Genomic DNA, 14,222 nt, shown 5'->3' on the forward strand with positions numbered 1-14,222 from the left:
TTCTCCGGCCTATCGAACTTCGCCAGCGTGACTATTAAAAATCCGCTGGTGCTTTAAACGTCATACTATTGCCATATGCCGGATGGGTAATCGTCAACATCTCTGCATGTAGCAACAAACGCGGTGCCATTGCTCTCGCTTCTGGTGATGCATAAAAACGATCGCCGAGAATCGGATGACCCAGCGCCAGCATATGCACACGCAACTGATGCGAACGCCCGGTAATCGGTTTTAACACCACTCTTGCCGTGTTATCCGCCGCATACTCCACCACTTCATATTCCGTCTGCGCAGGTTTACCTGTTTCGTAACAGACTTTCTGTTTCGGGCGGTTTGGCCAGTCGCAAATCAGCGGCAGATCTACCAGACCTTCCGCAGGGGATGGATGCCCCCAGACGCGGGCCACATACTGCTTTTTCGGCTCGCGCTCGCGGAACTGGCGTTTTAACTCCCGCTCCGCGGCTTTGGTCAGCGCCACTACAATCACGCCGCTGGTAGCCATATCCAGACGATGCACCGATTCTGCCTGCGGATAATCACGCTGAATGCGCGTCATCACGCTGTCTTTGTGCTCTTCCAGACGACCCGGCACAGACAACAAACCGCTCGGCTTGTTGACCACCATAATATGGTCATCCTGATACAGGATAACCAACCAGGGTTCCTGCGGTGGATTGTAGTTTTCCATCCCCATTTTCGGCTCCGTTACTGATGCGTTACAACGATCAAACGCAGGGCATCCAGACGCCAGCCTGCCTGATCCAGGCTTTCCATTACCTGCTGACGGTTGCTCTCAATGGCGGTCAGTTCGTCGTCACGAATGTTCGGGTTCACTGCACGCAGAGCTTCCAGACGAGACAGCTCGGCAGACAGTTTTTCGTCGGCTTCGTTACGTGCGGCATCAATCAGTGCACGGGCAGATTTCTCGATCTGTGCTTCACCCAGCTGAAGGATCGCGTGAACATCCTGCTGCACGGCGTTAACCAGTTTGCTGCCGGTGTGACGGTTAACCGCGTTAAGCTGACGGTTAAAGGTTTCAAACTCCACCTGCGCCGCCAGGTTGTTGCCGTTTTTATCCAGCAGCATACGTACCGGCGTCGGTGGCAGGAAGCGGTTGAGCTGCAACTGCTTCGGAGCCTGGGCTTCGACCACGTAAATCAGTTCCACCAACAGCGTACCTACCGGCAACGCTTTGTTTTTCAACAGTGAAATCGTGCTGCTACCGGTATCGCCAGAAAGGATCAGATCCAGACCGTTGCGGATCAGCGGATGTTCCCAGGTAATAAACTGCGCATCTTCACGCGCCAGCGCCACTTCACGATCAAAGGTGATGGTGATGCCATCTTCCGACAAGCCAGGGAAGTCCGGCACCAGCATATGATCGGACGGCGTCAGTACGATCATGTTGTCGCCGCGATCGTCCTGATTGATACCGATAATATCGAACAGGTTCATGGCGAAGGCGATCAGGTTGGTATCGTCATCCTGCTCTTCAATGCTTTCTGCCAGTGCCTGGGCTTTTTCGCCACCGTTGGAGTGGATTTCCAGCAGGCGGTCACGGCCCTGTTCCAGCTGTGCTTTCAGCGCTTCATGTTGCTCGCGGCAGTTTTTGATCAGATCGTCAAAGCCTTCGGTCTCATCCGGTGAAGCCAGATAGTTAATCAGATCGTTGTATACGCTATCGTAGATAGTGCGTCCGGTCGGGCAGGTGTGCTCGAATGCATCCAGACCTTCGTGATACCAGCGCACCAGCACCGACTGAGCGGTTTTCTCCAGATAAGGCACATGGATCTGAATATCGTGCGCCTGACCGATACGATCCAGACGACCAATACGCTGCTCCAGCAGATCCGGGTTGAATGGCAGGTCAAACATCACCATGTGGCTGGCGAACTGGAAGTTACGTCCTTCAGAACCGATTTCCGAGCACAGCAGTACCTGTGCGCCGGTGTCTTCTTCAGCAAACCAGGCGGCAGCGCGGTCACGTTCAATAATCGACATACCTTCGTGGAATACCGCGGCGCGAATACCTTCACGTTCGCGCAGTACCTGCTCCAGTTGCAGCGCAGTGGCAGCTTTGGCACAGATCACCAGCACTTTCTGAGAGCGATGGCTGGTCAGGTAGCCCATCAGCCACTCAACGCGCGGATCGAAGTTCCACCAGGTGGCGTTATCACCTTCAAATTCCTGATAAATACGCTCCGGGTAGAGCATATCGCGAGCGCGGTCTTCCGCACTTTTGCGTGCGCCCATAATGCCGGAGACTTTAATAGCCGTCTGATACTGTGTCGGCAGCGGCAGCTTAATGGTGTGCAGCTCGCGTTTCGGGAAGCCTTTCACACCGTTACGCGTGTTACGGAACAGCACGCGGCTGGTGCCGTGGCGATCCATCAGCATCGAAACCAGCTCCTGACGGGCGCTCTGTGCATCTTCGCTGTCGCTGTTTGCTGCTTGCAACAGCGGCTCGATATCCTGCTCGCCGATCATCTCACCGAGCATGTTCAGTTCATCATTGCTCAGTTTGTTACCTGCCAGCAGCATGGCAACGGCGTCCGCAACCGGACGATAATTTTTCTGCTCTTCAACGAATTGCGCAAAATCGTGGAAACGGTTCGGGTCCAGCAGACGCAGACGGGCGAAGTGGCTTTCCATCCCCAGCTGTTCCGGGGTTGCGGTCAGCAGCAGAACGCCCGGCACGTGCTCTGCCAGTTGTTCAATGGCCTGATATTCACGGCTCGGCGCATCTTCGCTCCACACCAGGTGATGCGCTTCATCGACCACCAGTAGATCCCACTCGGCTTCACAGAGATGTTCCAGACGCTGTTTGCTACGACGGGCAAAATCCAGCGAGCAAATCACCAGCTGCTCGGTATCGAACGGGTTGTAAGCATCGTGCTGAGCTTCGGCATAACGCTCATCATCAAACAGAGCAAAGCGCAGGTTGAAACGGCGCAGCATTTCTACCAGCCACTGATGCTGTAAGGTTTCCGGGACGATAATCAGCACACGTTCAGCAGCGCCAGAGAGCAGTTGCTGATGCAGGATCATCCCGGCTTCAATGGTTTTCCCTAAACCCACTTCGTCAGCCAACAGGACGCGCGGCGCGTGGCGGCGACCAACATCATGAGCGATGTTGAGCTGGTGCGGGATCAGGCTGGTACGCTGACCGCGCAGGCCGCTGTACGGCATACGGAACTGTTCGCTGGAATACTTACGCGCGCGATAACGCAGCGCAAAGCGGTCCATACGGTCAATCTGCCCGGCAAACAGACGGTCCTGCGGTTTGCTGAACACCAGTTTGCTATCAAGGAAAACTTCACGCAGGGCCACGCCGGACTCTTCAGTATCCAGGCGAGTACCGATATAGGTCAGCAAGCCATTTTCTTCTTTTACTTCTTCGACTTGCATCTGCCAGCCATCATGGCTGGTAATAGTATCACCAGGGTTGAACATCACGCGGGTCACGGGGGAATCACTGCGTGCGTACAGACGGTTTTCACCAGTAGATGGGAAAAGTAAAGTGACAGTTCGCGCATCCACCGCGACAACGGTTCCAAGTCCCAATTCGCTTTCTGTATCGCTGATCCAGCGTTGACCAAGTGTAAAAGGCATATGTGTTCGGCTCTATATCTTTAATTGCAGGCAATAACCACCCGCTACCGTGCTTATGAGGTAGTGGTGTTATTCAGGTCCAGGAATGGAAAGGGCGCTATGGTACTGGATGGCAAAGCATTCGTCACGCATCAAAATGGTATCTGGCGAACTCTTTTTTTGCTCAAAATAGCCCAAGTTGCCCGGTCATAAGTGTAGCAAAATTATCCTCAATAAAAGGGAGTATTCCCTCCGCCACGGGTTGTAGCTGGCGGGTCAGATAGTGTTCGTAATCCAGTGGTGAACGTTGGTAGTCCAGCGGCTCCGGGCCGTTGGTGGTCCATACGTACTTAATGGTGCCGCGGTTCTGATATTGCAAGGGGCGACCGCGCTTTTGATTTTCTTCATCGGCAAGGCGAGCGGCGCGTACATGAGGCGGAACATTACGCTGATATTCGCTCAGCGGACGGCGAAGGCGTTTTCGGTAAACCAGCCGCGCATCCAGTTCACCCGCCATCAGTTTGTCGATGGTTTCGCGGACGTACTCCTGATATGGCTCGTTGCGGAAGATACGCAGGTAAAGCTCCTGCTGAAACTGCTGGGCCAGCGGCGTCCAGTCGGTGCGCACGGTTTCCAGCCCTTTAAACACCATCCGCTGCTTATCGCCCTCCTGAATCAGCCCGGCATAACGTTTTTTACTGCCGGTATCGGCTCCGCGAATGGTTGGCATCAGAAAACGGCAGAAATGGGTTTCATACTCCAGTTCTAATGCGCTGGTCAGCCGTTGTTTTTGCAGCGTTTCTGCCCACCAGGCGTTAACGTGCTGCACCAGTGCACGACCAATTTTCGCCGCTTCTTCTTCCGAATGTGCGCCTTTCAACCAGACAAACGTTGAGTCGGTATCGCCGTAGATCACGTCGTAGCCCTGCGCTTCAATCAACGCTTTGGTTTGCCGCATGATCTGATGACCACGCATGGTGATCGACGATGCCAGGCGCGGATCGAAGAAGCGACAGGCGGTAGTCCCGAGCACGCCATAAAAGGCATTCATGATGATCTTCAGCGCCTGCGACAGTGGCTTATTGCCCTGGCGTTTGGCTTCATCGCGCCCGTGCCAGATGTTAGTCACAATCTCCGGCAGGCAATGTTTCTCCCGCGAGAACCAGGCGTCGAGAAAACCTTCGGTGCTGTGCTCTGGATCAGGCTGCGCCATGCCTTCCACCAGCCCGACGGGATCAATCAGAAAGGTGCGGATGATCGACGGGTACAGGCTTTTGTAGTCCAGCACCAGCACCGAATCATAAAGCCCAGGTCGCGAATCCATCACGTAGCCGCCAGGGCTGGCGTGCGGCGGCACTTCGCCGAGATTAGGCGCGACATAACCAGCGCGATGCATACGGGGAAAATAGAGATGACCAAACGCTGCCACCGAACCGCCGTGTCGATCTACCGGCAGGCCGTTCACCGTCGCCCGTTCGAGCAAAAACGGCATGATTTCAGTTTTGTGGAAGATCTGCGTCACCAGCTCGCAATCTTTCAGGTTATAAGTTGCCAGCGCAGGCTTATCTTCGGCGAAACGGCGGTCAATTTCGTCCATTCGATCCCACGGGTTATCGATAGATTTTCCTTCGCCTAATAACTCCTGAGCGACGGTTTCCAGCGAGAATGAAGAGAAATTCCAGAACGCGGATTTCAGCGCCTCGATACCGTCGATAATCAGTCGCCCTTTGGCCTGGGCAAAAAAGACGCCGTTTTTAAAGCCGTGCTCGCGCCACTCCAGCTCACTGTTATCACGCCCCAGACGCAGCGGAATACGATAACGCTCGGCATGTTTTTGCAGCATTCGTAGATCGAATTGCACCACGTTCCAGCCGATGATCACATCAGGATCGTGAGTCGCAAACCAGGCGTTGAGTTTTTCCAGTAGCTGCGGGCGACTGGCGACGTATTCCAGTTCAAAATCGAGCGCGGAGGCGTCGCCATTCTCTGGCCCCAGCATATAAACGATGCGCTGCCCGCAGCCTTCCAGGCCGATGCAGTACAGCTCACCGTGGCGGGTGGTTTCAATATCAATAGAAACCCACCTGAGCGGCGGACGATAGTCGGGATGCGGTTTCAGACGGGCATTAACGATAGCGCCATTGCGTATATCACCCTCGACCCACACCGGTGAGGTGATAAACCGCTCCATCAGATAGCGTTCTGGCGGGCGCACATCGGTCTCGTAGACGGTAACGCCACCTTCACGCAGGCGCTTTTCGTAATTCATCAACTGGCGATGGGCGCGACAGTAAAGGCCATACACCGGCTGGCGATGAAAATCCTTTAACGCCAGCGGCGTCAGGCGAAAGCCTTGCTCACCCTGCAAAATATGCTGGGCGCGGGGAACCTGATCGGCGGGAATAAACGCCACGGACTCTTGCGGCGCAAGCGTAACCTGCAACGGCCCGTTGTCCGACGCTAACCAAAAGGAAACTTCGGTTCCTTGCGGGGTATCCCGCCAGTGTCGGGTTAAGATAAAACCTGCCTGCGCCACGCTGAAAATCCAATAAAAAACCAGGCTTGATTATAGCCTGGTTTCGTTTGATTGGCTGTGGTTTTATACAGTCATTACTGCCCGTAATATGCCTTCGCACCATGCTTACGCAGATAGTGTTTATCCAGCAGCGTTTGCTGCATATCCGGTAACTGCGGCGCTAACTGACGGCAGAATATCCCCATATAAGCGACCTCTTCCAGCACGATGGCGTTATGCACTGCATCTTCGGCATTTTTGCCCCATGCAAATGGGCCGTGAGAATGGACCAGGACGCCGGGCATTTGCGCCGCATCGATACCCTGTTTTTCGAAGGTTTCTACGATGACGTTACCGGTTTCCCACTCATATTCACCGTTGATTTCTGCGTCGGTCATTTTTCGGGTGCAGGGAATGGTGCCGTAGAAATAGTCGGCGTGGGTGGTACCGGTTGCTGGAATCGACTGACCCGCCTGCGCCCAGATGGTGGCGTGGCGCGAGTGTGTGTGCACAATGCCGCCAATGGACGGAAATGCCTGATAGAGCAGCCGGTGAGTTGGCGTGTCGGAGGAGGGCTTTTTCGTTCCTTCAACCACTTCACCGGTTTCGATGCTGACCACGACCATATCGTCAGCGGTCATGACGTTGTAATCGACGCCGGAAGGTTTGATCACCAGGACGCCGCGCTCGCGATCAACGGCGCTGACGTTGCCCCATGTGAGCGTGACCAGGTTATGTTTTGGCAGCGCCAGGTTGGCTTCTAATATCTGGCGTTTGAGATCTTCTAACATGTTGACTCCTTCGTGCCGGATGCGCTTTGCTTATCCGGCCTACAAAATCGCAGCGTGTAGGCCTGATAAGACGCGTCAGCGTCGCATCAGGCGGTGAATGCCGGATGCGCTTTGCTTATCCGGCCTACAAAATCGCAGCGTGTAGGCCTGATAAGACGCGTTAGCGTCGCATCAGGCGTTACATACCTGATGCGGCTACTTAGCGACGAAATCCGTAATACACTTCGTTCCAGCGCAGCGCGTCTTTAAACGCTGGCAGGCGGGTATCGTTATCAATCACTGTGATTTCAATGTCGTGCATCTCGGCGAACTGGCGCATATCGTTGAGGTTCAGCGCATGGCTGAAAACGGTATGGTGCGCGCCACCAGCGAGGATCCACGCTTCGGAAGCAGTTGGCAGATCCGGTTGCGCTTTCCACAGCGCATTCGCCACCGGCAGTTTCGGCAGGGAGTGCGGTGTTTTCACAGTGTCGATGCAGTTAACCAGCAGACGGTAACGATCGCCGAGATCAATCAGACTGGCGACAATGGCCGGACCGGTTTGAGTGTTGAAGATCAGGCGGGCAGGATCGTCTTTACCGCCAATACCGAGGTGTTGAACGTCGAGGATCGGTTTCTCTTCTACGGCGATCGACGGACAGACTTCCAGCATATGGGAGCCGAGCACCAGGTCATTACCTTTTTCGAAGTGGTAAGTGTAGTCCTCCATAAAGGAGGTGCCGCCCTGCAGACCGGTTGACATCACCTTCATGATGCGAAGCAGGGCGGCAGTTTTCCAGTCGCCTTCGCCCGCAAAGCCGTAGCCCTGCTGCATCAGACGCTGTACGGCCAGACCAGGAAGCTGCTTCAGACCGTGCAAATCTTCAAAGGTGGTGGTGAACGCGTGGAAGCCACCTTGTTCCAGGAAACGCTTCATCCCCAGCTCAATACGTGCCGCTTCCAGCACGTTCTGTCGTTTTTCGCCGTGGATTTGTGTCGCAGGCGTCATGGTGTAGCAGCTTTCGTACTCATCGACCAGCGCGTTAACATCGCCATCGCTGATGGAGTTCACTACCTGCACCAGATCGCCAACCGCCCAGGTATTGACGGAGAAACCGAACTTGATCTGTGCGGCAACTTTATCGCCATCGGTGACCGCCACTTCACGCATGTTATCGCCAAAACGGCAGACTTTCAGATGACGGGTATCCTGTTTAGATACCGCCTGACGCATCCAGGAGCCGATACGCTCATGTGCTTGTTTATCCTGCCAGTGACCGGTAACGACGGCATGTTGCTGACGCATACGCGCGCCGATGAAGCCGAACTCGCGACCGCCATGCGCGGTCTGGTTCAGGTTCATAAAGTCCATGTCGATGCTGTCCCACGGCAGCGCCGCGTTGAACTGGGTGTGGAATTGCAGCAACGGTTTGTTGAGCATGGTCAGGCCGTTGATCCACATTTTGGCCGGGGAGAAGGTGTGCAGCCACACCACCAGACCAGCGCAACGATCGTCGTAATTCGCGTCGCGGCAAATAGCGGTGATTTCATCCGGCGTGGTGCCCAGCGGTTTCAGCACCAGTTTGCAGGGCAACTTCGCTTCTGTATTCAGTGCATTAACAACGTGTTCCGCATGTTGCGTCACCTGGCGCAGAGTCTTCGGGCCGTAAAGATGCTGGCTGCCAATTACAAACCACACTTCATAATTATCAAAAATCGTCATTGTCGTGTCCTTATAGAGTCGGAACGGCCTGGGCAGCCTGTGCCGGGGCGGAAGTTGGAAGATAGTGTTGTTCGGCGCTCATCGCCCATTGCTGATAGCGGCGATAAAGCTGTTCAAAGCGTTGTGCTTGTTCGCTGCGCGGTTGCAGGGTTTTCTCTACCGCACTGGCCATTTTTTGCTGGGCTGATGGGATATCTGCGTGCACTTTCGCGGCGACGGCAGCGAAAATCGCCGCACCGAGCGCACAGCACTGGTCAGAGGCAACAATTTGCAGCGGGCGATTCAGCACGTCGCAGCAGGCCTGCATAATGACCTGGTTTTTGCGCGCGATGCCGCCCAGTGCCATCGCGTTATTGACGGCGATCCCCTGATCGGTGAAGCACTCCATAATTGCGCGTGCGCCAAAGGCGGTGGCGGCAATTAAACCGCCGAACAGCAGCGGTGCGTCGGTGGCGAGGTTCAGATCGGTAATCACCCCTTTCAGGCGTTGGTTAGCGTTCGGTGTGCGGCGGCCGTTAAACCAGTCGAGCACCACCGGTAGGTGATCCAGAGACGGATTTTTGGCCCATGCTTCGGTCAGCGCCGGAAGCAGTTGTTTCTGGCTGGCGTTGATTTGCTCTTTCAGTTCCGGATGCTGGGCGGCAAGCTGTTCCAGCGGCCAGCCGAGTACGCGACCGAACCAGGCGTAGATATCGCCAAACGCCGATTGGCCTGCTTCCAGACCGATAAATCCAGGCACCACGCTGCCATCAACCTGACCGCAAATACCTTTCACTGCCCGCTCGCCAACGCTCTGTTTGTCGGCAATCAGAATGTCGCAGGTGGAAGTACCGATAACTTTTACCAGTGCGTTAGGCTGTGCGCCTGCACCAACTGCGCCCATATGGCAGTCAAACGCGCCGCCGGAAATCACCACGCTTTCAGGCAGGCCGAGACGCTGTGCCCATTCCGGACATAACGTGCCCACCGGAATATCGGCAGTCCAGGTATCAGTGAACAGCGGGGAAGGCAAATGGCGATTGAGGATCGGGTCCAGTTCGTCAAAGAAACTGGCTGGCGGCAGGCCGCCCCAGCTTTCATGCCATAGCGACTTATGCCCGGCGCTGCAACGTCCGCGACGAATATCCTGCGGGCGCGTGGTACCGGAAAGCAGAGCTGGTACCCAGTCGCACAGCTCAATCCACGATGCGGCAGATTGCGCCACGGCGCTGTCCTGTCGAGTCACATGCAGTATTTTTGCCCAGAACCATTCGCTGGAATAAATACCGCCAATATAGCGGGAGTAGTCAACGTTGCCCGGCGTGTGACATAAGCGGGTTATCTCTTCCGCTTCTTCAACCGCGGTGTGGTCTTTCCACAATACGAACATCGCGTTCGGGTTTTCGGCAAACTCCGGGCGCAGCGCCAGGACGTTACCGTCCGCGTCAATCGGTGCGGGCGTCGAGCCGGTTGTGTCAACGCCAATCCCGACCACAGCTGCGCGCTGCTCGGCGCTAAGCTCTGCAAGCACGGTTTTCAGCGCCGCTTCCATTGACTCAATGTAGTCACGCGGATGATGACGGAACTGGTTATTTGGGGCATCACAAAATTGCCCTTTCTGCCAACGGGGATACCACTCTACGCTGGTGGCGATCTCTTCACCGGTGGCGCAGTCCACCGCCAAAGCTCGCACAGAATCACTGCCAAAATCGAGGCCAATTGCAATCGCCATCGTTTCACTCCATCCAAAAAAACGGGTATGGAGAAACAGTAGAGAGTTGCGAAAAAAAGCGTCAGGTAGGATCCGCTAATCTTATGGATAAAAATGCTATGGCATAGCAAAGTGTGACGCCGTGCAAATAATCAATGTGGACTTTTCTGCCGTGATTATAGACACTTTTGTTACGCGTTTTTGTCATGGCTTTGGTCCCGCTTTGTTACAGAATGCTTTTAATAAGCGGGGTTACCGGTTGGATTAGCGAGAAGAGCCAGTAAAAGACGCGGTGACGGCAATGTCTGATGCAATATGGACAATTGGTTTCTTCTCTGAATGGCGGGAGTATGAAAAGTATGGCTGAAGCGCAAAATGATCCCCTGCTGCCGGGATACTCGTTTAACGCCCATCTGGTGGCGGGTTTAACGCCGATTGAGGCCAACGGTTATCTCGATTTTTTTATCGACCGACCACTGGGAATGAAGGGTTATATTCTCAATCTCACCATACGCGGCCAGGGGGTGGTGAAAAATCAGGGACGAGAATTTGTCTGCCGACCGGGTGATATTTTGCTGTTCCCGCCAGGAGAGATTCATCACTACGGTCGTCATCCGGAGGCTCGCGAATGGTATCACCAGTGGGTTTACTTTCGTCCGCGCGCCTACTGGCATGAATGGCTTAACTGGCCGTCAATATTTGCCAATACGGGTTTCTTTCGCCCGGATGAAGCGCACCAGCCGCATTTCAGCGACCTGTTTGGGCAAATCATTAACGCCGGGCAAGGGGAAGGGCGCTATTCGGAATTGCTGGCGATAAATCTGCTTGAGCAATTGTTACTGCGGCGCATGGAAGCGATTAACGAGTCGCTCCACCCACCGATGGATAATCGGGTACGCGAGGCTTGTCAGTACATTAGCGATCATCTCGCAGACAGCAATTTTGATATCGCCAGCGTCGCACAGCATGTTTGCTTGTCGCCGTCGCGTCTGTCACATCTTTTCCGCCAGCAGTTAGGGATTAGCGTCTTAAGCTGGCGCGAGGACCAACGCATTAGTCAGGCGAAGCTGCTTTTGAGCACCACCCGGATGCCTATCGCCACCGTCGGTCGCAATGTTGGTTTTGACGATCAACTCTATTTCTCGCGAGTATTTAAAAAATGCACCGGGGCCAGCCCGAGCGAGTTTAGGGCTGGATGTGAATAATAAGAAAGCAAGGGGGGGCCCCCCTTGCTTTCTTCATCTGACGTTATTTATATATTTCACGGGGGATTAATTTTAGTTATTTTTAGTTGAATCGTTTTACCTGAATTATTTTTTTCTTGATAAAATATCGACAACGATTTCTTTTTGTAAAAATAAAACGAAGGCTTATGTATCGGGATACCCATCATGAACATATTGTCCGGTTGCATCAGGAGAATATATCAAGCGGTTTGTTCATCGTAGGAACACCACATTGAGCGGTTATGGCAGGCACTTCACGCCACCATAAATGCCGTTCGATGTGGCAGTTGTTGAAAAAAGTACGGCATTCTATGAAAAGCGCCAGTTACTCCCTCAGAGGAGAACATGGTCTGGCAAAAGTGTAGCGGTATCAGGCGCAGCTATCTTTGTAAATTCATTCATAAAATGAATTGTATACAAAAAAACATTGAAAAATAATATTTTTCCTTATTGATATTATTTGCTATACGTTTTTTTTGAGGGGAGATTGTGATGAGCAAACGTAACGATATTACTGATGGAATATTTGCAACAACGAAAAAGTATGGATTAGTTTATACCGAAGAGTTAGGTTGGATCGATTTGGGGCATGCTCAGGGACAAGATGCCAGAATATTAAAAAGAAAATTGGAGCAAGAACATTTTTCAACATATTACGATGAATTTCATGATTGGTATTTTCCTGTTGATTATCATCAGGAAATGGGAATTCGGGAAAAAATATTAGGAGTAGATCTTACATTTCATACCGGTGTTTATACGAAGGTTATGGTTCGTTCATGTCTTTCACCCACTCTTAAAGCAAGAGTTGCCTTAACGTTAATGTATGGAACTGCGAAGAGGTTTGAAGCATGGCAAAACTCATTTATTTTTAACTGGTATACTGATAGCGGATTTAGTGCAGAAGATTTAGTCTCAGACTTGATTGGTTTTTATCGTGTATTTGGAACAGGCCCCGATCCACTTTTATTGGCAAAACCTTTATCTTACACAAAAGCCTTACAAATATGGGATACATATGGAGCGCCAGGGAATTTTAAAAATACTGAGTTTACGCCATTCTTATTTACAACCCATCCTCCTTTTAAAAAAAATCAACTAATAAAAAAGAAGCTTCCAGAATGGTTAAATTATATAAAGCCATTAGATGAGTCTTTTTCAACATTGTTATATAATCAATATAATAATAGACCTATTACTAATTATTATAAAGATAAAAACAGAATAAATCATGAGTTGTATAGTTCATTATCAAGTTCGGGAGCTATAAAGTTTTCAGAATCTCCCTTTGAAAGACCGCTTTTTCTTTTCTTAAACCCTCATTATCCGCACAGGTCGTGAGTAGAGATGTCAAAATATATTTATATTTTATTATCATTTTTAGTTTTATTCTTTATATTTTTCTATGCTTATATCTCATTGATGTCAAAGGAACATCACTATACACAGCATGAACTTTCCCCATTTTTCCTTTATACGCCAGAGAGTTTGCGAAATTTGCCAAATATATCAAACGTAGCCGAGTATAGCTATTACTATAATGTTGATGATATGCAAACAAGAGTGATTGTTACATGGCGAAATATAGATAATATTTTTCTTCAGAAAGCAAAGCTAATAGATTTTTTGAAAGGAATGGGACCGAGTCTACAAAACGATTGTATATGGTTTTTTCATGATAAAAGTGATTATGCAAATAATTTCCAGCGTTATTGCATCATTGAGCACCGTGATTCTCTGCAGGTGGAATATTTTGAGACTATCGAATGATAGGCAGAGGGTGTCTTTTGTGCCGGTTGTGAAGAAAAAGTGAATGATGTAGCCGTCAAGTTGTCATAATTGGTAACGAATCAGACAATTGACGGCTTGACGGAGTAGCATAGGGTTTGCAGAATCCCTGCTTCGTCCATTTGACAGGCACATTATGCAAGCATTGCTGGAACACTTTATTACCCAATCCACCGTGTATTCATTGATGGCGGTGGTGTTGGTGGCCTTTCTGGAGTCGCTGGCGCTGGTCGGTTTGATTTTACCCGGTACGGTGCTAATGGCGGGACTGGGGGCGCTGATTGGCAGTGGCGAGTTAAGTTTCTGGCACGCCTGGCTGGCAGGGATCGTCGGTTGCCTGCTGGGCGACTGGATCTCTTTCTGGCTGGGCTGGCGTTTTAAAAAGCCATTGCATCGCTGGTCATTTCTGAAGAAAAACAAAGCATTACTCGATAAAACTGAACATGCGTTGCATCAACACAGCATGTTCACCATTCTGGTCGGTCGCTTTGTTGGCCCGACGCGTCCGCTGGTGCCAATGGTGGCGGGAATGCTGGATCTCCCGGTGGCAAAATTTATTACGCCGAATATTATCGGCTGCCTGCTGTGGCCACCGTTTTACTTCCTGCCGGGGATTCTGGCGGGTGCGGCGATCGATATTCCTGCCGGGATGCAGAGTGGTGAGTTTAAATGGTTGCTGCTGGCGACGGCGGTATTTTTGTGGGTTGGGGGCTGGCTGTGCTGGCGGTTATGGCGCAGCGGTAAAGCGACTGACCGTTTGAGTCATTATTTGTCGCGCGGTCGTTTGTTGTGGCTGACGCCGTTGATTTCTGCCATCGGCGTGGTGGCGCTGGTGGTGTTAATTCGCCACCCGTTGATGCCGGTGTATATCGATATTTTGCGTAAAGTGGTTGGGGTTTAGGAGATAGTTTGCACCGGC

Annotated in this window: 10 protein-coding genes and 1 pseudogene; 5 read left to right on the forward strand and 6 right to left on the reverse strand. The window is 52.1% G+C overall.

The window, feature by feature from the left end; translation table 11 throughout:
• Window positions 1–34 precede the first annotated feature (34 nt).
• From rluA to araB, 6 genes are all read right to left on the reverse strand, one after another.
• Complete coding sequence (rluA, locus tag ACJHWR_RS06240; protein ID WP_000525176.1) at window positions 35–694, reverse strand: bifunctional tRNA pseudouridine(32) synthase/23S rRNA pseudouridine(746) synthase RluA; 660 nt, start codon at window positions 692–694, stop codon at window positions 35–37.
• Between the two features lie 11 nt (window positions 695–705).
• A complete protein-coding gene (rapA, locus tag ACJHWR_RS06245) occupies window positions 706–3,612 on the reverse strand; it encodes an RNA polymerase-associated protein RapA (protein ID WP_001117001.1) in 2,907 nt (968 codons plus the stop codon).
• 163 nt (window positions 3,613–3,775) lie between these two features.
• The gene (polB, locus tag ACJHWR_RS06250; protein ID WP_000035591.1) at window positions 3,776–6,127 is read right to left on the reverse strand and encodes a DNA polymerase II; all 2,352 of its coding nucleotides are present in this window, start codon (window positions 6,125–6,127) and stop codon (window positions 3,776–3,778) included.
• Window positions 6,128–6,201: 74 nt separating this feature from the next.
• Window positions 6,202–6,897, reverse strand: coding sequence for an L-ribulose-5-phosphate 4-epimerase (araD, locus tag ACJHWR_RS06255; protein ID WP_000888645.1), 696 nt, complete (start codon window positions 6,895–6,897; stop codon window positions 6,202–6,204).
• A gap of 199 nt (window positions 6,898–7,096) precedes the next feature.
• Window positions 7,097–8,599: an L-arabinose isomerase gene (gene araA, locus ACJHWR_RS06260; RefSeq protein WP_410226679.1), complete on the reverse strand. Its 1,503-nt coding sequence runs from the start codon at window positions 8,597–8,599 to the stop codon at window positions 7,097–7,099.
• Between the two features lie 10 nt (window positions 8,600–8,609).
• Window positions 8,610–10,310 carry a ribulokinase gene (gene araB, locus ACJHWR_RS06265; RefSeq protein WP_233336586.1) on the reverse strand — a complete coding sequence of 567 codons (1,701 nt, stop codon included), beginning with the start codon at window positions 10,308–10,310 and terminating at the stop codon, window positions 8,610–8,612.
• A gap of 338 nt (window positions 10,311–10,648) precedes the next feature.
• On the opposite strand from araB, the gene araC reads away from it, so the two are divergent.
• The 5 genes and pseudogenes from araC to ACJHWR_RS06290 all read left to right on the forward strand — a co-directional run bounded on the left by araC (window position 10,649) and on the right by ACJHWR_RS06290 (window position 14,204).
• Window positions 10,649–11,494 (forward strand): arabinose operon transcriptional regulator AraC, encoded by an 846-nt coding sequence (gene araC, locus ACJHWR_RS06270; protein WP_001361831.1) that lies wholly within the window; start codon window positions 10,649–10,651, stop codon window positions 11,492–11,494.
• A gap of 246 nt (window positions 11,495–11,740) precedes the next feature.
• A pseudogene (locus ACJHWR_RS06275) lies at window positions 11,741–11,880 on the forward strand (IS630 family transposase); the annotation flags it as partial.
• Between the two features lie 127 nt (window positions 11,881–12,007).
• The gene (locus ACJHWR_RS06280) at window positions 12,008–12,856 is read left to right on the forward strand and encodes a hypothetical protein (protein ID WP_000044498.1); all 849 of its coding nucleotides are present in this window, start codon (window positions 12,008–12,010) and stop codon (window positions 12,854–12,856) included.
• 6 nt (window positions 12,857–12,862) lie between these two features.
• Entirely contained in the window at window positions 12,863–13,285 is a 423-nt protein-coding gene (locus tag ACJHWR_RS06285) for a hypothetical protein (RefSeq protein ID WP_000049680.1), read from the forward strand.
• Between the two features lie 154 nt (window positions 13,286–13,439).
• Window positions 13,440–14,204, forward strand: coding sequence for a DedA family protein (locus tag ACJHWR_RS06290; RefSeq protein ID WP_001148403.1), 765 nt, complete (start codon window positions 13,440–13,442; stop codon window positions 14,202–14,204).
• Window positions 14,205–14,222 lie beyond the last annotated feature (18 nt).

Source organism: Escherichia sp. WS568 (assembly GCF_046486085.1).
GTDB lineage: Bacteria > Pseudomonadota > Gammaproteobacteria > Enterobacterales > Enterobacteriaceae > Escherichia > Escherichia coli.